This is a genomic window from Streptomyces sp. NPDC002537 (assembly GCF_053594975.1).
This window is the reverse complement of sequence record NZ_JBSFWT010000061.1, coordinates 25,041-44,105: the sequence shown is the minus strand read 5'-3', so window position 1 is coordinate 44,105 and position 19,065 is coordinate 25,041. Positions and strand designations below refer to the sequence as shown.

General features: G+C 71.4%; 20 protein-coding genes and 1 pseudogene. 7 read left to right on the top strand and 14 right to left on the bottom strand.

All coding sequences use genetic code 11. From position 1 onward, the window contains the following. Window positions 1–90: 90 nt before the first annotated feature. Window positions 91–984 carry a Gfo/Idh/MocA family protein gene (locus ACWD4A_RS24855; RefSeq protein ID WP_451197290.1) on the bottom strand — a complete coding sequence of 298 codons (894 nt, stop codon included), beginning with the start codon at window positions 982–984 and terminating at the stop codon, window positions 91–93. Beyond that, window positions 981–2,192 carry an FAD-dependent monooxygenase gene (locus ACWD4A_RS24850; protein ID WP_451197289.1) on the bottom strand — a complete coding sequence of 404 codons (1,212 nt, stop codon included), beginning with the start codon at window positions 2,190–2,192 and terminating at the stop codon, window positions 981–983. The genes ACWD4A_RS24855 and ACWD4A_RS24850 overlap by 4 nt, the downstream gene beginning before the upstream one ends. A gap of 76 nt (window positions 2,193–2,268) precedes the next feature. On the opposite strand from ACWD4A_RS24850, the gene ACWD4A_RS24845 reads away from it, so the two are divergent. From ACWD4A_RS24845 to ACWD4A_RS24835, 3 genes are all read left to right on the top strand, one after another. Further along, complete coding sequence (locus ACWD4A_RS24845; RefSeq protein WP_451197288.1) at window positions 2,269–2,865, top strand: TetR/AcrR family transcriptional regulator; 597 nt, start codon at window positions 2,269–2,271, stop codon at window positions 2,863–2,865. Window positions 2,866–2,905: 40 nt separating this feature from the next. After that, window positions 2,906–3,421, top strand: a complete 516-nt coding sequence (locus ACWD4A_RS24840) for a DinB family protein (RefSeq protein ID WP_451197286.1) — start codon at window positions 2,906–2,908, stop codon at window positions 3,419–3,421. 134 nt (window positions 3,422–3,555) lie between these two features. Further along, entirely contained in the window at window positions 3,556–4,257 is a 702-nt protein-coding gene (locus ACWD4A_RS24835) for a hypothetical protein (RefSeq protein ID WP_451197285.1), read from the top strand. Between the two features lie 8 nt (window positions 4,258–4,265). On the opposite strand, the gene ACWD4A_RS24830 is transcribed toward ACWD4A_RS24835, so the two are convergent. From ACWD4A_RS24830 to ACWD4A_RS24785, 10 genes and pseudogenes are all read right to left on the bottom strand, one after another. After that, a complete protein-coding gene (locus ACWD4A_RS24830) occupies window positions 4,266–4,952 on the bottom strand; it encodes a uracil-DNA glycosylase (protein WP_451197283.1) in 687 nt (228 codons plus the stop codon). A 100-nt stretch (window positions 4,953–5,052) separates the two neighbouring features. After that, window positions 5,053–5,805 (bottom strand): SDR family oxidoreductase, encoded by a 753-nt coding sequence (locus ACWD4A_RS24825; protein ID WP_451197282.1) that lies wholly within the window; start codon window positions 5,803–5,805, stop codon window positions 5,053–5,055. A 14-nt stretch (window positions 5,806–5,819) separates the two neighbouring features. Next, window positions 5,820–6,581 (bottom strand): 3-oxoacyl-ACP reductase FabG, encoded by a 762-nt coding sequence (gene fabG, locus ACWD4A_RS24820; RefSeq protein WP_451197281.1) that lies wholly within the window; start codon window positions 6,579–6,581, stop codon window positions 5,820–5,822. 161 nt (window positions 6,582–6,742) lie between these two features. Then, a complete protein-coding gene (locus tag ACWD4A_RS24815; RefSeq protein WP_451197280.1) occupies window positions 6,743–7,138 on the bottom strand; it encodes a DUF3037 domain-containing protein in 396 nt (131 codons plus the stop codon). Next, complete coding sequence (locus ACWD4A_RS24810) at window positions 7,135–7,959, bottom strand: HipA family kinase (protein WP_451197279.1); 825 nt, start codon at window positions 7,957–7,959, stop codon at window positions 7,135–7,137. The genes ACWD4A_RS24815 and ACWD4A_RS24810 overlap by 4 nt, the downstream gene beginning before the upstream one ends. A 71-nt stretch (window positions 7,960–8,030) precedes the next feature. Next, a pseudogene (locus ACWD4A_RS24805) lies at window positions 8,031–8,228 on the bottom strand (tyrosine-type recombinase/integrase); the annotation flags it as partial. Between the two features lie 210 nt (window positions 8,229–8,438). Continuing rightward, the gene (locus tag ACWD4A_RS24800) at window positions 8,439–9,020 is read right to left on the bottom strand and encodes a hypothetical protein (RefSeq protein WP_451197278.1); all 582 of its coding nucleotides are present in this window, start codon (window positions 9,018–9,020) and stop codon (window positions 8,439–8,441) included. A 516-nt stretch (window positions 9,021–9,536) separates the two neighbouring features. Continuing rightward, the gene (locus tag ACWD4A_RS24795; protein ID WP_451197277.1) at window positions 9,537–10,736 is read right to left on the bottom strand and encodes a serine hydrolase domain-containing protein; all 1,200 of its coding nucleotides are present in this window, start codon (window positions 10,734–10,736) and stop codon (window positions 9,537–9,539) included. A gap of 253 nt (window positions 10,737–10,989) precedes the next feature. Beyond that, window positions 10,990–11,565 carry a hypothetical protein gene (locus ACWD4A_RS24790; RefSeq protein ID WP_451197276.1) on the bottom strand — a complete coding sequence of 192 codons (576 nt, stop codon included), beginning with the start codon at window positions 11,563–11,565 and terminating at the stop codon, window positions 10,990–10,992. Between the two features lie 44 nt (window positions 11,566–11,609). After that, on the bottom strand, window positions 11,610–12,101 hold the full coding sequence (locus ACWD4A_RS24785) for a VOC family protein (protein ID WP_451197274.1): 492 nt from the start codon (window positions 12,099–12,101) through the stop codon (window positions 11,610–11,612). A gap of 51 nt (window positions 12,102–12,152) precedes the next feature. On the opposite strand from ACWD4A_RS24785, the gene ACWD4A_RS24780 reads away from it, so the two are divergent. After that, a complete protein-coding gene (locus ACWD4A_RS24780) occupies window positions 12,153–12,803 on the top strand; it encodes a TetR/AcrR family transcriptional regulator (protein ID WP_451197273.1) in 651 nt (216 codons plus the stop codon). 339 nt (window positions 12,804–13,142) lie between these two features. Here the strand turns inward: ACWD4A_RS24780 and ACWD4A_RS24775 are convergent, their stop codons facing one another. Together ACWD4A_RS24775 and ACWD4A_RS24770 are read right to left on the bottom strand one after the other, a co-directional pair. After that, on the bottom strand, window positions 13,143–14,147 hold the full coding sequence (locus ACWD4A_RS24775; protein ID WP_451197272.1) for a hypothetical protein: 1,005 nt from the start codon (window positions 14,145–14,147) through the stop codon (window positions 13,143–13,145). Continuing rightward, window positions 14,144–15,133 carry a hypothetical protein gene (locus tag ACWD4A_RS24770; RefSeq protein WP_451197271.1) on the bottom strand — a complete coding sequence of 330 codons (990 nt, stop codon included), beginning with the start codon at window positions 15,131–15,133 and terminating at the stop codon, window positions 14,144–14,146. Before ACWD4A_RS24770 ends, ACWD4A_RS24775 begins: the two co-directional genes overlap by 4 nt. Window positions 15,134–15,482: 349 nt before the next feature. Here ACWD4A_RS24770 and ACWD4A_RS24765 point away from each other — a divergent pair, with 349 nt between their 5' ends. From ACWD4A_RS24765 to ACWD4A_RS24755, 3 genes are all read left to right on the top strand, one after another. Then, on the top strand, window positions 15,483–15,695 hold the full coding sequence (locus ACWD4A_RS24765; protein WP_451197269.1) for a hypothetical protein: 213 nt from the start codon (window positions 15,483–15,485) through the stop codon (window positions 15,693–15,695). Between the two features lie 148 nt (window positions 15,696–15,843). Further along, window positions 15,844–17,034 carry a hypothetical protein gene (locus ACWD4A_RS24760; protein ID WP_451197268.1) on the top strand — a complete coding sequence of 397 codons (1,191 nt, stop codon included), beginning with the start codon at window positions 15,844–15,846 and terminating at the stop codon, window positions 17,032–17,034. 19 nt (window positions 17,035–17,053) lie between these two features. Further along, complete coding sequence (locus ACWD4A_RS24755) at window positions 17,054–19,063, top strand: FAD/NAD(P)-binding protein (protein WP_451197267.1); 2,010 nt, start codon at window positions 17,054–17,056, stop codon at window positions 19,061–19,063. Window positions 19,064–19,065 lie beyond the last annotated feature (2 nt).

The following is a 19,065-nucleotide window of genomic DNA, read 5'->3' as shown; positions in this document are numbered from 1 at the left end:
CCTCAAACGCCGGACGGGCTGAATTTTCAGCCCGTCCGGCGTTTGAGGACGCGGCCGCAGGCCGCTCCCGCCGCAGGCGGCGACGGTGGGTCACCCCACCCGCGAGACAATCTCCTCGCACAATTCATGGGTACGCAACGCGTCCCCGGCATCGAGCAGCTTGCCCGCTCTCACGGCGTCCAGGAACGCGAGGACGATCTGTTCGATCCCGCGCTGTCGCGCGACCGGCACCCAGTCGCCGCGGCGGCGGACGGTCGGCTGTCCCTTGTGGTCGATGACCTCGGCGAGGTTGACGACCTGCCGCTTCGTGTCCTGGCCGGAGACCTCGAGGATCTCCTCGGTGGAGCCGCTCAGCCGGTTCATGACGCCGATGGCGGTGAAGCCGTCGCCGGAGAGCTGGAGCACGACGTGCTCCGCGAGGCCGTCGCGCACCCTGGCCCGTACGTCGACGTGCTCGACCGGGCCGGGCGCGAGGAAGCGCAGGGTGTCGACGACGTGGATGAAGTCGTCGAGGACGAGCGTGCGCGGGTCCTCGGCGAGGCCGACGCGGTTCTTCTGGAGGAGGATGAGGTCGCGCGGGTGGTCCGCGCACTGGACGTACCCGGGTGCGTAGCGGCGGTTGAAGCCGACCATCAGGCTCACCCCGCGCTCCTGGGCGAGCCGTACGAGCCGCTCGCTGGTGGCGAGGTCGTAGGCGAGCGGCTTGTCCACGTAGACGGGAACGCCCGCTTCGAGGAGGCGGGTGACGAGCGCGGGGTGCGCGGCGGTCGCGGCGTGCACGAAGGCGGCGTCGAGGCCGGTGGCGAGGAGCGAGTCGAGGGTGGTGTGGCGCCGCTCCGCGGGGACGTGGTAGCTGTCCGCGACGCGGTGGAGCGTGGCCTCGGTCCTGGTGTGCAGGTGCAGTTCGAGTTCCGGCCGGAGGCCGAGTACCGGCAGGTAAGCCTTCTCCGCGATGTCTCCGAGCCCGATGCAGCCGACCTTCACTGAACCTCCCTGGGACGCGCTTCCGTTTGTGCAGCATACGTGTGTACGGGAGGCCGCCAGTCGGCCACTCCGTCCAGGCTGCGCAGGGCGACTCCGGGGCCGAGCCGGTTGAGAACGGTAAGGGCGGCAGTGCGCAGGGCACAGGCCGGCGCGGAGGAGAGGGCGGTGAGCCGGCCGACGCGGGCGGAGCGGCGGACGACGTCCATGGTGCGGGGCAGGCGCTGTCCGGTGTAGGCGGGGAGGGCCCGGACGACGTCGCCGTCGGTCGCGGCGAGCAGGTGGGCGAGGACCACGGCGTCCTCGACGGCCTGGCAGCCGCCCTGTCCGAGGTGGGGGGTCATGGGGTGGGCGGCGTCGCCGAGGAGGGCGACCCGGCCGTGGTGGTAGGCGGGGAGCGGTGCCGTCGTGGCGTGGAGGTCGTTGCGGAGGACGGCGGCGGGGTCGGCGGCGGCGAGGACGGCGGGTACGGGGTGGTGCCAGTCGCCGAACAGGCGGCGGAGTTCGTCCAGTTCGCCGTCGGGGGACTTGCCGCGCGCGGGGGCGTTGGCCTGCGCGTAGGCGTAGACGCGGCCGTCGTGCAGGGGGACGGTGCCCCAGAGGCGGCCACGGCCCCAGGTCTCGTGGGCGGGGAAGGGCTCCCGCGGGCGGGGGACGACCAGGCGCCAGCAGGTGAATCCGGCGTAGGGCGGCGCCGGGTGGCCGGGGAAGAGGGTGTGGCGGGCGGGCGAGTGGATGCCGTCCGCGGCGACCACGAGGTCGGCGGCCAACGGGCCGTCGGGGGTGGCGACTTCGGCGGGCCGGCCGGGGGCGCCGGGGTCGGCGAGGGTGGCGGGGGTTCCGGTGCGTACGGCACCCTCGGGGAGCCGTGAGGCGAGGAGGCGTACGAGTTCGGCGCGGTGGGCGACGACGACCGGGCCGCCGAAGCGGCGGGCGGCGGCCTCGTTGCTCGTGCGGGAGAGCCAGCGGCCGCTCGGCAGGCGCAGCCCGCCTTCGGCCTGCCAGCCGGACAGGGCGCGTACGGCCTCGCCGAGGCCGAGGGTGTCGAGGGCGCGCTGGGCGTTGGCGGCCAGCGCGATGCCCGCGCCGACGGGTTCGAGCGCGGTGGCGCGTTCGAGGACGGTGACGGCCCAGCCGCCGTGGTGCAGGGCGGCCGCGGCTGTGAGGCCGCCGATCCCACCGCCGATGACGACCGCACGGAGTTCGCGCATGATTCCCCTCCATCACTACGGATGTAGTTCCCTTCGAGGTTACTACTGTTGTAGTGATGGCGATAGGTTGGGCCGTATGCCAGTCGAGAAAGCCGCCCCCGGTTCCGCGCGCGCCCAGCTGATCGCCGACACCGCCCTCGCCCTGCTCGCCGAGCGGGGCATGCGCGGGCTGACCCACCGCGCCGTGGACGAGGCGGCCGGGCTGCCGCCCGGCTCGACCTCCAACCAGGCCCGGACCCGGCTCGCCCTGTTGGAGGCCGCGGTGCGACGGCTCGCCCACCGCGAGAGCGAGGTGCTCGGCGTGCCGGAACTGCCGGGTCCCGCGGCAGGGCGCGAAGCGCTCGCCGAGGCCGTCGCGCTCGCGCTGCACCGCTCGCTGACCGGGCAGCGCGCCCTGCTGATCGCCCGGTACGAGCTGGCGCTCGAGGCGACCCGGCGGCCCGAACTGCGGCGGATCTACGACTCGGCGGGCCGCGTCTTCCGCGAACCGCTGACGCTCCTGATGGCCGCGAACGGCTCCCCCGACCCCGAACGGCACGCCCTGTCCCTCGTGGCGTGGTGCGAGGGGATGATGTTCTCCCGCGTCGCCGGGTCCTTCCACACCGAGGCACCGGACCCCGCGCAGCTCCGCGCCGGGGTCGGCGAACTGCTGCGCGGCATGCTGGACGGATAACCCGTGGCGGTGTCGTGCGCCGGGCGCGAGGATGCGCACCATGACAACCGCGAGTGAACGCCCCGAACCGCCCACCGTCTCCGGCGAACGCACCGGCCTGGAGAGCTGGCTCGACTACCACCGCGCCACCTTGGCCCTCAAGTGCGCCGGGCTGGACGACCGGCAGCTCCGCGAGGCGTCGGCGCCGCCATCGCCGCTCAGCCTCATGGGACTCGTACGGCACATGGCCGAGGTCGAGCGCGGCTGGTTCCGGCGGGTGCTCGCCGGAGAGGCGTCCGCCGGGCCGATCTACTTCAGCGACGAGGACCTCGACGGCGATATCCACGTCACCGAGAAGGACAGCTGGGAAGAGGCGTACGCCACCTGGCAGGCGGAGATCGCCGCGGCGCGCGAGGCGGCGCGCGGCCGGTCCCTGGACGACCGGGTCGCCCACCCCCGCGACGGCAAGGAGTTCGACCTGCGCTGGATCTACACCCACATGATCGAGGAATACGCGCGCCACAACGGCCACGCGGACCTCATCCGCGAACGGATCGACGGGGCGACGGGCGAGTGACGGCGCGCGGCTGAACGACCGCGGGCGCGGCGGCCGTTCACGGAGGCCGCGGGCGCGGGCCCGGCCGTGGATGATCACACTTCACCCGTGCGGGGAATTCCCAACGCGGCTCGTCCGCCAGCAGAGTTGACCGAATGCATCGCATCCCCGCAACAGCCGCCCTGGCGGCAGCGGCCCTCGTCGCCGCTGCCGGATGTGTCGCCGTCCCCTCGCAGCCGGCCGGTCACGGCGCGGCCCGGCCGCACCGCCTCTCCCGCTCCGCCGAGCCGGTCGGCCCGGGGCACGCGCGCGAGGCCCTGGTCGACATCGGACCGGACGCCTCGGGAGGCCCGCCGGGCGACCCCTCGCGGGACCCGACCTCCCACGCGCCACCGGGTTCGGCCACCGACCCACACGACCCCCATGACCCTCGTGACCCCCGTGCGCCTCGCGACCCGCGCGATCCGAGGGACCCCGCCGTCAGGTCCGACCCGAGGGACCCCCGGCCCCCTTCGGACCCGGCAGATCCTCCCCGCACCGCGCGGCCACCGGGGGACTCGCCGAATCCGTCGCACGGTTCGGGCCCTTCGAGGACGACCGAGCACCCGCCGGAGTCCCCCGGCCGCCCCACCCCCGCCCGGGAGGACCCGCTCCCCCACAGCCCGCCGCAGGCTCCCCCCTCGTCCGCCCGCGCCGCCGACCCGGCGCCCGCCGCGCCGCCCCGCAGGGAAGCGCCCGCACCGGCTCCGCGCCAGGGCGGCTCCGGCAGCGGCGTCTGTCAGCTCGGGCACACCTACGGGCACTGGCAGCAGGGCAGCGACGCGTCACGCATCTGCGGCCAGGTGTACGGGCGCTGAGGACCCGGTCAGACGGCGAGGTCCGGGATCTGCCACGAGATCGGCTCGTGGCCCTGGGCCGCCACCGCCTCGTCGATCTGGGTGAAGGGGCGGCTGCCGAAGAACTTCTTCGCGGAGAGCGGCGAGGGGTGCGCGCCCTTGACGACGACGTGCCGCTCCTCGTCGATCAACGGCAGCTTCTTCTGCGCGTAGTTGCCCCACAGCACGAAGACGGCGGGGTCGGGCCGGGAGGCCACCGCGCGGATCACCGCGTCGGTGAACTTCTCCCAGCCCTTGCCCTTGTGGGAGTTGGGCTCGCCGCCGCGGACCGTCAGCACCGCGTTGAGCAGCAGGACGCCCTGCTCGGCCCACGGCATCAGGAACCCGTTGTCGGGGACCTCGTAACCGAGCTCGTCCCGCATCTCCTTGTAGATGTTCCGCAGGGAGGGCGGGGTCTTCACACCGGGGCGCACGGAGAAGCACAGGCCGTGCCCCTGCCCCGCACCGTGGTACGGGTCCTGTCCGAGGATGAGGACCTTCACCCGGTCGTACGGCGTCGCCTCCAGCGCGGCGAAGACCTCGCCGCGCGGGGGGTAGACCGGCGCCTTCGCCCGCTCCTCCTCGACGAAGGCGGTGAGCTCCTTGAAGTAGGGCTTCTCCAGCTCCTCGCCGAGGACTCCGCGCCAGGACTCGGGCAGCATGTCGGTGACGGTCACGTCAACAACCTCCGGGGTTCGTTCCGTTCTCACCCCAGAACTTACCGGCGACCACTGACAACGCCCGACGCGAAGCCCGCCGCCCGGGTCCCCGCGACCGTCAGAACCCGGCGTTGAGGAGGATGCCGCCGTCCACGACGAGCGTCTGACCGGTGATCCACCCGGCGGCCTCGGAGAGCAGGAACGCGGCCGCGCCACCGATGTCCTCCGGCACGCCCAGCCGCCCGAGCGGGTACGAGGCCACGACCTCCTCCTCGCGCCCCTCGTAGAGGGCCGCGGCGAACTTGGTCTTCACCACCGCGGGGGCGATGGCGTTGACGCGCACGCCCGGCGCCATCTCGTGCGCGAGCTGAAGCGTCAGGTTGACCATGGCGGCCTTGCTGATGCCGTACGCCCCGACGAACGGCGAGGCGCCCAGCCCGGCGACGGAGGCGATGTTGACGATCGCCCCGCCGTTCTCCTTCTGCCACGCGTGCCACGTCCGCTGGGCGAAACCGAGCGCCGAGACGACGTTGGTCTCGAAGACCTTCCGGGCGACCGCGAGGTCGAGGTCGGCGATCGGCCCGAACACCGGATTGGTGCCCGCGTTGTTGACGAGGTAGTCGACCCGCCCGAAGGCGTCCATGGCCCGCTCGACGGCCGCCGCCTGGTGGGCCTCGTCGTGCGCCTTGCCCGGCACGGCCAGCACCCGGTCGGCGCCCAGGGACTCGACGGCGGCCTTGAGGGAGTCCTCGTCGCGCCCGGTGATCACAACCCGGTCGCCGCGGGCGACCAGCGCCTCGGCGATGCCGTATCCGATGCCGCGGCTGGCGCCGGTGACCAGCGCGACCTTTCCGCTGTCCTGCACGCTCATCCGTCCGTCCCCCGTCAGCCGAGCGGCCCGCCGGCCACGTACAGCACCTGGCCGGAGACGAATCCGGCCTGCTCACCGGTGAAGAAGGCGACGGCGTTGGCGATGTCCGCGGGCTCGCCGACCCGCTGCACGGGGATCTGGCTCGCCGCCGCGGTCTTGAACTCCTCGAAGCCCATGCCGACGCGGGCCGCGGTGGCGGCGGTCATGTCGGTGGCGATGAAGCCGGGGGCGACGGCGTTGGCGGTGATGCCGAACTTGCCGAGCTCGATGGCGAGGGTCTTGGTGAAGCCCTGCATCCCCGCCTTGGCGGCGGCGTAGTTGGCCTGTCCGCGGTTGCCGAGCGCCGAGCTGCTGGACAGGTTGACGATACGGCCGAAGCCCGCGTCGACCATGTGCTTCTGACAGGCGCGGGCCATCAGGAACGCGCCCCGCAGGTGCACGTTCATGACGGTGTCCCAGTCGTCGTCGCTCATCTTGAACAGCAGGTTGTCGCGGAGCACGCCGGCGTTGTTGACGAGGATCACCGGCGCGCCCAGTCCGGCGGCGACGCGCGCGACGGCGGCCTCCACCTGCGCGGAGTCGGAGACGTCGCAGCCGACGGCGAGCGCCCTGCCGCCCGCCGCGACGATCTTCTCCACGGTGTCCGCGCAGGCCGCCTCGTCGAGGTCGAGGACAGCGACCGCGTGACCTTCCTCGGCCAGTCGTACGGCGGTCGCCGCGCCGATGCCACGGGCCGCGCCCGTGACGACGGCTACGCGCTGCTCGGTGGTGGACATGCGGGGCTCTCCTCACCTCGGAAACGTCGACGCGCCGACGGGCCGCGCCCGCACCGGCGGATGAGCGACCGCTTAGTACCTCTCGGCGGATCAGACGCTAGAAGCCCCGCCACCCGCTGTCAACGCCCCGCGGCTCACCGCACGCACAGCATCCACCACGCTCACCGCACCAGGAGGTCGAGGAGGCGCTCCGACTCGTGCTCGGGGTCCGCGGTCAGCCCGGTGTGCACGGGACCGGGCTGCACGACGGTGCTGCGGGGCGCGATCAGCCAGCGGAAGCGCCGCCCGGGATCGTCACCTGCGGCCTGTCCGGCGCGTTCCCCGCCGAGACAGACGCTCTCGACGGCACACAGCGCGGCCCGCACGCCCTCGACGTCCGCCGTCGGGTCGAGGGCCAGCAGCCGTGCCTCGTCGAGGTGGACGCGGGCGGCGACGTAGGACTTCGCCTGGCAGTAGACGACGACCCCGGCGTTGATCAGCTCACCCCGTTCCACCCGGGGGACGACGCGCAGCAGCGCGTACTCGAAAACATCGCGTCCGTTGTGGCGCCCGGTCACTTCCCGGCCCTTCCGTCGAGCCTGACACGCACCCACTCCGGCGCCTGCGAGGGCTTGTCCTTGCTGCGTTCCCCCATGACGATGCGGTCGCCGACCGTCGCGGCGCGCTCCAGGAGCACCTCCACGTAGGCGCGGCGCAGGGCGTCCGGGCCGTCGAAGCCCGGTTCGTCCACGAGCCACTCGTCCGGCACGTCGGCGGCGACCGCCGTCAGCAGTTCCTCGGTGACCCGCGGGGCGAGGTCGGCAGCGGCCCCGGCGAGGTCGGGGCCGAAGGTGGCCAGGACGTGGTCGGAGGCGTCGTACGCCTTGCCCGCCGCGGCCGCCGCGCCGGGCCAGTTGTGGTGCCAGATCATGGTGGCGCCGTGGTCGATGAGCCACATCTCGCCGTGCCACACCAGCAGGTTGGGGTTGCGCCAGGAGCGGTCGACGTTGTTGATGAGGGCGTCGAACCAGATCACGCGCCCGGCCTCCGCCGCGTCGACCTCGAAGGCCAGCGGGTCGAAGCCGAGGGCTCCCGGCAGGAAGTCCATGGCGAGGTTGAGCCCACCGCTGGCCTTGAGCAGCCCCTGCACCTCCTGGTCGGGCTCACCCCGCCCGATGACCGGGTCGAGCTGGATCCGCGCCAGTTCGGGGACGCGCAGCCCGAGCGCGCGCCCGAGCTGTCCGCAGATCACCTCGGCGACCAGCGTCTTGCGGCCCTGGCCCGCGCCGGTGAACTTCATGACGTACGTGCCGAGATCGTCGGCCTCGACGATGCCGGGGAGCGAGCCGCCTTCACGCAAGGGCGTGACATAGCGGGTGGCCGTTACCTCTGGCAGCATTATCCCAGGCTCCACACTTCTCTTACCTTGCAACCATGACCGACTCTCGGGGGCCCGCAGAGAGAACCGCAGTGAGCATAGTAACCGAGCGTGACAGAAGGCGAGGAGTGGCCGAGCCACCGCGCCAAAGTCACCACAGACTCCCCCGCCTTGAGCATCATCGAGGCACAGGTGTGCCGCAGCACGTGGAAGCCGTCCTTCAGTGCCGCCTCCCACTGTCACGGCTTCGCCCCTTCGGGGCGCGGAGGAATGATGCCGGCCTCGGCGATCTTCTATGCAGCCAGCCAATCGGTCTCCTCGCTTCGAAGGGGTGGGGACTCGACGCTCCACAACAACGGGCACGTCATATGCCGGGCGCGCCGCTGACCCGACCAAAGTCGAGCGGGGCCGCGCCATCCTGAAGTGGCCGGTCCAGGCCCTGCTTTCCGGCGCCGGGGCGGCCAGGGAACCGAGAGGCCGCCGATTCGGCAAGTGCCTCGTCAGCCGATGGGCCAGCAGCTGATCGCGTTGTACGGGACACCGTTGCAGTTGAAACGGCGCCCGTAGTCGCAGCCACCGATGAGATTCCAGTAGCCGTGACAGCAGGCCCAGCAGTTCCCGGTGCTGTCGCACGTCGAATCACCGTCGACGCAGTCTGCAAGGTGGGTTTGGGCTGTTGAGCCCGCCGCCGTGCGACCTGGCGGCGGAATGGTCACAGTCGCAGGCTGCCGCTGCGCCCGGACCGGCTGGGGGCCGGATGGCTTTCCGCACCCGGAGGGTTGCTGCTGCACCGCACGGAGCAGGGCGGCGAGAACCGTAAACTCCGGGCTGCCGGTGTCATTCAGGAAGACTCTCACCAGGGGGTGCTGGTGGTCGTCACACGGTGTCTGCCCCAGGGGTTGCACGGAGTCGATGAGCGAGAGGGGCAGGTTGATCCAGTTCTCGCACCGGGTGCCGAGAGCGAACAGGATCGCGTCCGGCACGTCCGCCGTCTTCGCCATTCCGGTTACGGCGAGCGGGGCGACGACCGTGCCGGCTGCGAGGGCCTGACGGAATTCCTCTCCGCCGAACGTCTTGTCCATGACAGGAACCTCACATCCCTGAAGACGGTGACGAGTGGATTTCTTCCCCTCAGAGCCCTTGATCAGTGCATACCGGGCTCGCTGCGGTGCCAACGGCCTCTTGATCGGGTTCAGGAACGAATTTCGTGAAGTGGATCGTGCCGCCGTGCGCCGGTGATGCTCCGTCCTCTTGGGCGTCATCATTCGGTTGCGTGAGACCTTGCTGGAGTTGCTGTCCCGCACGAGGGTAGCCCCGCTCACCGACACCAGGCCGCGCTTTTCTCCAGGGGGAACACATGACCTGACACCCCGTCAGGGCCGGGGCCGCGGTAGTGACGTACCGCGGTGTCTTCGCTGACGCCCAGGGCCGCGCTGCTCGCGGCCCAGCCGTCACTGGCCGCGGCCAGGTGCCGCTCCTCGAGCCACCGCCTCCCGCCGGCCCCAGGCCGCGCTCAATGCCCTGCGGGCCGCCGTTCACAGGAGTGGCAGCACTCGGTGTGGGCGTCGTCTATGGCCGGTGTGGATCCGGTGAGTCGGTCAGTGAGTGCCGCAGAGTGCCGTGGTGGCGAAGGCGAGGACTGCTTGCTCCAGGGCGTCGGCCTGGGTGGGGTCGTAGGGGTTGTACGAGAGTGTGACGTGACGTCGGCCGTCGGGTGTTCCGAGCAGCAGGGTCTGGAAACCTGTCGCCTCGCCGGTGTGGCCCCACAGAGGTCCGCAGGGGGAGTTCAGACGTGACAGGCCGAGGCCGTACGACTGGAGGGGGCTGCCGGTGCCGACGGTCTGCATCATGGCGGTCCGCTCGGCGGGGCGCAGCAACTCGCCGTCGAGCAGGGCGCCGTGGAAACGGTTGAGGTCGGGGGTGGTGGAGATCAGGGAGCCGGCGGCACCGTAGACGGTCGGGTTGATCTCGGTGATGTCGGCCGGGCCCGTGGAGAGTTTGAGGTAGGCGTGGGTGTGCGGGCCGGGGATGAAGGGGTTGTCTCCGGGCAGGGAGGTGTGTCGCAGGCCGAGGGGGCGCAGGATGCGGCGGCTGATCTCTTCGGCGTAGGGGTGGCCGGTGGTCTTCTCGATGATCGTTCCGGCGAGTACGTAGTCGGTGTTGGAGTAGTGGAAGCCTTCTCCCGGCCTGGAGTACGGGGGGTGGCTCACCGCGATGGCCACCAGCCGCTGCGGGCTGTGGTGCTGCCAGCGGCCCACCGCCAGCCAGCGTGGTACCTGTTCCTCGGCGAGGTCGAACCGGGGATCGTCCAGGTATTCGTAGAGCCCGCCTGTGTGGTTCAGCAGCTGGCGCACGGTGATGAGGCCGGCGCCCGGGACGGTTACGGTGGCGGGGAGGTGGCGCTCGATGGGGTCGTCCAGGCGCAGTCTGCCCTCCGCGGCGAGTTGGAGCAGGACCGTCGCGACGAATGGTTTGGTGACACTGCCGGCCCTGAACATCCCGTCCCCGCGTACCGGTGCACGGGTGGCCAGATCGGACACCCCTGAGGTGCCCTGCCATGTGGTGGAGCCGTTGGCGCCGAGCTCGGCCAGGGCGGCGGTCGCCTTGCCGCCGCTGACGATGTCGTCCAGCGCCTTTTGCAGGCCGACCGGTGCGGGCGCCGCCGCGGCCTGTGCGTCGGAGGCGGGGCCGAATCCGGTGGCGAGCGCGGCGGAGGCGATGCAGAGCGCGGCGGCGATCCGGGGGCCGGCCGCGGTCCGGATACGGCGGAGCAACGAGGGCGGACGTGCATCCGGCATGGCGGTCCCCCATGAGCAGTGCAAGCGGTGCAACGACCGGACGGTCACATGCCCATCCTGCAGGGCAGGAAGAGCGCGCGCCCAAGGAAACTGACTTCTCTGGCACTTTAGGGTGAAAGCAGGCGAATTCTTCTGTCATGCCGAGGAGTTCGACGCGCAACGTCAGGGCCTGCCCCATGGGGCGAGTGACGGACCCAGGAGGCGGATGTGGCCGCTCCCCGCCCGACCTCGGACGGGGAGCGGCTTGAGGCTGTCAGTGGATGTCCAGGGCCACTTCGTCCACGTAGGCGTCGTCGTACACGCCGTCCTGCCTGATGAACTGGACCCCGACCACGGCGTAGGAGGTCCATGAGGGCACGGGGCCGCTCACGGACCTCCGGCGCAGGCCGGTGGTGTTGTCGCGGTCTTCGGCCAGGACGAGGGGCAGGAGCCGGTTCTCCCACATGACCTGGCCGTTCTGGGTGCCGCGGAAGCCGAGGGTGATGGCCGCGTAGTCGTTCTGATCCGCGTATCCGCCGACCCATGCCGTGAAGTCGTACGTCGCCCCGGTCCGGATCAGGTCCTGTTGGCCGTCCAGATAGATGGTTTGCTGCATCGCCGAGATCAGCGTGCCGGGGCCACCGGCGAAGAAGTTGGCGCCGCGTGGGTCCGGGCCCGGACTCGTGGCGGTGGGGAACGGGAGTCCCAGTGTGTCGACGGCTCCGTACTGCACGACCGCCGGCATCGGATGACCGGTGTTCTCCCATCCCGGGACGGTGCCTGTGGCGCTGCCGTCCGTTGAGCCGGGGCCTCCTGCCTCGGCGTCACCGTTGACGATGAAGTTGGCCATCTTGATCCCCCTTGCGGTTCTGGCTGTTGCTCGTTTTCGCGGTGTCACTGCTGACGTGCGGCGGCCTGGGCCGGGGCGTCGGGTACGGCCGGGTCGACGGCCGTGAGTGCGCCGGGCCCTGGCCTGATGTGCTGCTGGGTGGTGTAGAAGCGGACCTCGTGCCCGTCGGAGTCGTGCAGATGCGGGAGGACCCAGCCGAGGGTGGCTTGGTGCACGCCGGCGTGGGTGTCGCCGAGAGCGGTCAGGTGCGCGGCGAGCGCTTCGAGAGCGGCCTTGTCGGGGACGCCGATGGAGAAGTAGTCGAAGCCCGCCGCGGCTTCCGCTCGCCGCGGATCGAGGCGCAGTCCGAGCCTCGGGCCGCCGGCCGGGTGCCGCAGGGCGTACCCCATCAGGGTGCCCTGTTCGACGAACTCGATCTCCACTTCGTATCCCAGGCGGGTCCGGTACCAGTCCAGGGAGCGGTGCAGGTCGCGGACCGGGAGTTTGAGGTGGTGCACCCCGTCGAGCCGGGGTGCGGAGGCGGGTACGTCTGCCACGGGAATACCTCCTTGCAGCTCCACTGCATTGATGCAGTTATACTGCAACGCATGCCACCCGACAAGCCTGACTTGCGTGCCGCCCGCGTCGCCGAGACCGAGCAGAAGATCCTCCGCGCGGCCACCGAACTGTTCGTGCGGGACGGCTACGCGGCCACCACGCTGGCTCGGGTGGCCGAATGCGCAGAGGTCGGCGCCCGTACCGTCTACGTTCGCTTCGGCACCAAGGCGGCGCTGCTCAAACGTGCCGTGGACGTCGCGCTCGCCGGCGACACGGCCCCCGTCGAGGTGCGGGATCGGCCTTGGCACGTGCGCGCCCGGACCGCCCCCACGGCCACCGAACGCCTCGAGTCGCTGGTCACCGGAGCCACTCGGATGATGGAAAGAGCCGGCGACATCCTCGATGTCGCCCGGCAGGCGGCGGCCGTCGAACCCGAACTCGCCGCCGCCACCCGTGCCGGACGCAGCGCCACCCGGAAGAACCTCCGCCTGTTCTGGACGCGGATGGCCGAGGACGGGCTACTGGAACCGGGCCGCGACCTGGACTGGCTGAGTGACACCAGCGCGCTGCTCATCCATGTGGAAACGTATCTGCTCGCCCGCGACATGATCGGCTGGACGCCGGAGAGCCATGCGCGCTGGCTGACCGAGACACTGAGCCGCCTGGCCGGCCTTCCGGGTCGTCCCGGCGACGGGAACTGACCGGCGCGACGCTGCCTGCCCGGCCCAACTCCCGCGCCCCGAGCTGGAATCGACGTCCGCCTGCGGCACCACTGCGCCCCGACCACCGCCGGATCAATCACCCGGACAGAAACCTGTTCGACCGATCAACCCTGCCAAGCGGTTGCCCTGGCCACGGAGATGGTCAGGGGTACTGGCGAGTCCGCGACGGGTCGAGGATGTCCGGCCGCCCACAGGCAGGGACTTGGCCTCGCATATGGCTACGGGCCCACCGTGAGAACGATGGGCCCGTAGCCATAGGCCCGGCAGGTGCCGGCGGTTCTTTCCGCGAGGAAGGCCTCGGACGGGGCGAGGCGGAGGTCAGCGGGTGGCGACTGCCCGCCACTCGGCCGCGGAGCTGGGAGGCAGCAGGTCCGCGGAGGCCGGGCGGTCGGCGTCGAGGACCTCCGTGGCGATCCGGACGAAGTCCCAGACGCCGACCGCCGGTTCCGCCGGATCGAGCAGTGCGCCAAGCTCGTCCCAGCTCAGCCGTGTGCCACCGGAGACCGCGAAGCGGAGGCGGGCGAGGGCATCCGCGGCGGTGACCGGCTCGACCCTCTTGAGCGCGGCGTCCAGGTCGAAGTCGCTCGCCGGGATCCGGGCCTCCAGCCGGGCCACCTCGGCGTGGGCCTGCCGGGTGGCCGCCTCCGGGTCGGCCGTCCGGACCTGCGCGAGCAGGGCGCGGCGTTCGGGCCGGTCGAGGAAGATCCCGATTTCGCGGCAGATGTCGGCCGGCTCGTCGGCGACGTGCACGAAGTTGATGATTTTGTTGGGCGGGTCGAGCACGGTCCGCAGGTGCTCGGGGCCGCGGGCCTCGGGATCGGCCGAGCCCTTGAGGTCCGCCAGCCGCACCGATCCGGGTACCGCCGGGTCGTGACGGTCGTCACGCACGATGAGCAGCAGCGAATCGGTGACGCTGTGCATGAGCGTCATGAGCGCGAGCCGGTCGGTGGTGTAGACGTGCCAGTTGTAGCGCCACAACTCGCGCATCGAGTGCCGGTTGTGCCGGACGGGTGCGCTGGCGAGGATGCTGAAGCCCTGGTCGGTGAGGTAGCGCAGGGTCCGCCCGGCGCGACGGGCGGCCATGCCGTCGCACTTGAAGCTCAGCAGGCCGAGCGGGGCCAGCGCGTCGGCCGTGGCCTGGGCGCGGTCGGTCGCGGCTGCCGGGGCGCCGGGGGCACCGAGTACGTCGAGGGCGTCGGACCAGCACTCGCGGAAGTAGAGGTCCTCGGCGAACAGGTCGGCCTTGGTGGCCGACACGGTCAGCGAGCGCCACAGCTGCGCGTCCGGGGTCCGGCTGTCACGTGCGACGGGTGCGCTGGTCATGCGGTCTCCCTCTGCGGGCTCCGGCCGCCGGCGCTCGCTCGCGGCTGCGGGGCAGTCGCCCAGGACTGCGGATCGGGGTTGGTCAGCATCTTGGGGTGCCCGGGCTCGTCGTACTCGATGACGTAGGTGCCCAGCACGGCCAGGTCCCAGCGGTCGGGGTGCGCGCCGGCCGCCGCGAGGTCCGCGAGGAACGGCCGCCACTCGACTCGCTCGCCCCGCGCCATGCGTTCCAGCCTATGTCGCGCGGCGTCGGCGGCCGGGCCCGGGGCGGCCGCCTCGACCGCCCGGGTCACCCGGTCCAGCACATCGGCGCGGGCCAGGGATCGGGTGGGGGCGGCGAAGCGTTCCCGGGCGCGGCCCAGGGTGTCCTCGTCCTCGGCGGCGAGGACGCCGTCGGCCAGGCTGCCCAGCAGTGCGCGGCGGTCGGCGGCGCCGAAGAGCAGGCCGAGTTCGCGCAGCAGGTCCGCCGGCTCGTCGGCGACGTGGACATAGCTCAGGACGCGGTTCGGCTGGCCGAGCAGGGCGCGCAGGGTGCCGGGCTTCTGCGCCTCCAGGGTGGCGGAGCCCTTGAGCGTTGACAGCCGCACGGTGCCCGGCAGCGGATGTCCGGGCTCGCTTCGCAGCAGCAGGAACAGGGCGGGGCCGGCGCCCAGCAGCAGTTCGTTGACGGCCAGCCGGTCGAGGGTCGCCGAGGTGAGCTGGTAGCGCCACAACTCCCGCCAGTGGAAGGGCTGGAAGCGGAATTCCCTGGCGGCGGTCACGGTGAAACCGTGCTCGCCCAGGTAGTCCAGGACAGGGAGCAGCCGGCCGGCGGCCAGGCCGTCCGGCTTGAGCATCAGCAGGGCGCCGTCGCGCAGAGCGGCGGGCAGATGTCCGGCCAGGACCTCCTCGGCGTCGCTCAGCGCCTCGCGAAAGTAGGTCTCACGGGCGTACAGATTCCTTTTCGCCTGACTGCGGGTCAGTGACGACCAGTCGAGCATTGTCATGAGGCCTTCCCCTATGCCGGTTCCGTCTGCTGGCATCGACTGGATGCTAGCAAGGCCCGCATTTCAGTCCCGGATCACGTGAGACGCTATTTGGGATTTCATGCGGGCCGGGTCCCCACCTGAGACAGATATCGCGCCGCGGGCACTCCACCACCCCCACCAGAAGGGGTGTTTACGGTCCAATCCGGACAGACTTCGGCGGCATCCGGGGCAGTTCGGCAAAGAAAAATCGCAGGCCACCGCACCTTATGACGCCCTGGCGGGGCTTGACGGCCACGGACGGCGTCCGGCTAATCTCCGGGGCAGCGGGAAATTCCTCCCGCTCAAACCGATAAGGAGGGTGGTCAACATGCGTGAAGCTGTTTCCACCGCGGTCCAGAGCAGCAACTTCAACCTGAAGAATGAGGTCGTCGAGCTCATTCCTTCCGGCGCTGCCGCCGGGCACGCCGTTCTGGGCATCCGTGAGCTGGAGGCCTTCCGTGCCGCCGGTTCCTTCGTGTCGGCCTCGAAGCACGGCCTCGAGGTCATCACCGGCGCGAGCTGCGAGACCGGCGCCCAGTAAAACAACAGCCGGGTGGGCCCGCTCTTCCGGGCGGGCCCACCCGGCGCCTTTCCAGGGCACTCGCCCTTCCTTTTACCCATCGCATTCGACGTCGGAGAAAAAGGTCATGACCGACACTTCATCCCGCGCACTTCCCACGGTTTCCGTTGTGACCGCGCACGGCCGGCAGCCGCTGAGCGGTGCAGCCGACGAGCGTCTCATCGACATTCTCAACCGGAACCGCGTCCCCTGGTCCGCGGTCGCGGCCTATGTGGTGCCGGAATCCGGTGGCGATCCGCGTCTTTCGCCCTCGCTCGACCGCACCCTGGCCGAATTCGAGGACGCCTCGGAAATCCTGCTGTACTTCAACCGGAACGTCAATCCGTTCAATTTCTCGATCGAGGACTTCAAGACCATCGAGAGCGGTGACCCGGGCAATGAGGCCACCGAATACGTCTACCAGCGCCTCGACAACGAGTCCGGGACGGCCGAGTCGTTCCTGAAGAAGCTGAGCCCCGAGGAATGCCGGCAGATCATCGCCGACCGGGTCGGCGACACCGTCCGCGAGCATGTCCCGCAGGGCGCGGACCTGGTTGTCGGCGTCAGCGGCGGAGGCGACAGCAACGCCCTGCTGTACGGCCTGAGCCAGCTGTCCGACCACGGCATCACCGTCCACCCGGTGATCCTCAAGGGCATTCCGGACTGGGACGCCGGTGTGCCGCGGGCGCAGGCGCTGTGCGAGAAGTACGGCCTGGAGCTCACCGTCATCGAGGCCGCCGAGGTCAAGCAGCTGCTGGGTATTCCGGCGGACTCCGTCGATCTGATCGACCGGTTCGAGCGGGAATTCCAGGGCGACGACTTCGAGTTCCTCGGCACGCTGCTGATCCGGCTCGCGCTCTCCAAGGCCGCCCGGGACATCGGCACCCCGTACATCGCCACAGGTGTGAACCTCGAGGACATCGTCTGCGAGAACCTCTACCGGGTCACCACCGGTCTGAAGCCGGCCGCGTTCCCGGCCCGGCAGATCGGCGAGACGACACTCGTGCTGCCGCTGTGGCTGTGCCCCAAGCGCATCATCGACGGCTGCTTCCCGAAGTTCTCGCTGGAGAACTACGACGCCCGCTACCCGTGCTTCTCGCTCGGCCGGAATCTGTACTACAGCGTCGTCTACGCACTGCAGTCACAGTTCCCCGGGTACCTGGAGCAGGTCGCCCGCGGCCTGTCGCAGCTGAGCATGAAGGACCCGGTCGAGTACACGTACAACGAGCAGCTCGGCTTCCACGTCGAGCGCACGGTGCCCTTCCCGCTGCTGCGCAGGTTCCAGAAGATGCTCAGCGGCGCACAGCCGACCGCCGGATGACGGGCGCGGGACGATGGGCATGACCGCGCACTCCGTGGTCGTGGTCGGCGGTGGCCCCATGTGCACCTACGCCATGGCGCATCTGGCGGCCGTGCTGCCGGACGCGCCGCCGGCCCGGCCGGTGCGGATCGTGGTCTTCGAGCGGGGCGGCCGGGCGGGCGCGGGCGAGGTGCACAGCGACGCGCAGCCGCCGACCGGCTATCTCAACCGGGTGGCCGGACAGATCGCCTTCGCCCCGGACGAGTCGAGCGACCCGCCGCGGAAGTTGCTGCCCGGCGCCCTGCGGCCCACGTTCCAGGAGTGGTGTGCCGAACGGCACGCCGCCACCGGTCACCCCGACTTCGGCCTGCGGCCGCACGACGTGCCCAAGCGGTACGTCCACGGGCTCGCCCTGCGCGAGATGTTCCTGCGCTACGCGGACCGGCTGCGGGAGGTGGCCGGCGTCACCGTGGAGGTGCGGGAGGCCGAGGTCACCGACGTGCGCCGCGTCGGCGGCGCCGGTGCCGGGCGGTTCGTGGTCCGCTCCGCCGACGGCGGTGACCTCGTCGCCGACGAGATCCTGTTCGTCACCGGGCACTCGTGGAACACACCCGCACCGGGCAGCGAGGAGGAGTTGCTCGCCGCGCACCCGGGCTACGTGCCCATGCCCTACGGGACGGCCGAGCGGCTGGCCGAGCCGGCGGTGCCGTCCGGCCGGCCCGTGGCGGTGCGCGGGCTCGGGCTCACCGCGATCGACGTCTTCCTCCGGCTGACCGAGGGCCGTGGCGGCACCTTCGTCGCCGACGCGGACGCGGCCCCGCACGGCCTGCGCTACGTACCGTCCGGCCGTGAGCCGTCGGTGATCGTCGCCTGCAGCCCCAGCGGGGTGCCCGTCTCGGGACGGCCGCTCAACGGCAAGGTGGCCGACCCGGCCCGGCTGGAGCACACAGGGGAGTTCTTCACCGTCGAGGCGGTGCGCACCCTGCGCTCCCGGGTCGGCACGCCCCTGCCGGGCGGGCGCCGGGCGCTCGACTTCGACCGGCACCTGTTTCCACTCGTCGCCCTGGAGATGGCCTGGGTCCACCACCGCACGCTGGGGGACGAGACCGCCGTACGGCGGCTGCGGGCGACGGTGGAGCCGGCGCACCGGCGCTTCCTGGCGGGGCACGGGCCATGGGGCGAGGCGGGCGCGGACGCGTTGATCGCAGCGCTCGAGGCCCCGCTCGGCACGGCGGAGCCCGGCCGGTTCGACTGGCGGGCGCTGCTCGACCCGCTGCCCGCGGCTTCCGCCCGGCGCGGCGACGACGGCGCCGACTGGTCCCGGCGCAGCGCCGACTACCTGCGCCGGGACCATCTCGACGCCCTGGAGGGCAATCTGCGCAACGCCGTCAAGGCGGCCTGCGACGGCGTCTGGCGGGACCTGCGGGCCGTCTTCGCCGAGGCCGTGGACTTCGGCGGCCTGACTCCCGGCTCCCACCGCCGCTTCGTCCGCACTCATCTGCGCCACTACAACCGGCTCTCCAACGGCGCGGGCCCGGAGCCGATGCGGAAGGTGCTGGCGCTGCTCGACGCCGGGCTGCTCGACCTGTCGGTCGGGCCGGAACCCACGATGCGCCCGGCCGGGGACGGCACCGGCGGATTCACCGTGACCGGCGGCCGGACCGGGGTCGTACGGGCGGTGGACACCGTGATCGAGGGCCGGGTCCATCCGTTCGCCCCCCGGCGTGACGTGCTCCCGCTGTACCGCTCGCTGCTGGACGCCGGCCTGGTGAGGCTGTGGCACAACCGGGGGCGGACCGGTGACGACTACGTGCCGGGCGCGCTGGACCTGACCGACCGCTTCCACCCTGTCCTCCCCGACGGCTCCGACGAACCCCGGCTCACCTTCCTCGGCGCTCCCGCCGAGGGACTGCGGGTTTTCCAGCAGAGCGCCGCCCGGCCGCACTCCAACAGCTCGGTCCTCGCGGTCGCCGCGGACTGGGCGGAGGAGGCGGTGCAGCGCATGCCCCATCAGAAGGACCCCCACCGCCGTATGCAGAAGGATGGTTGACG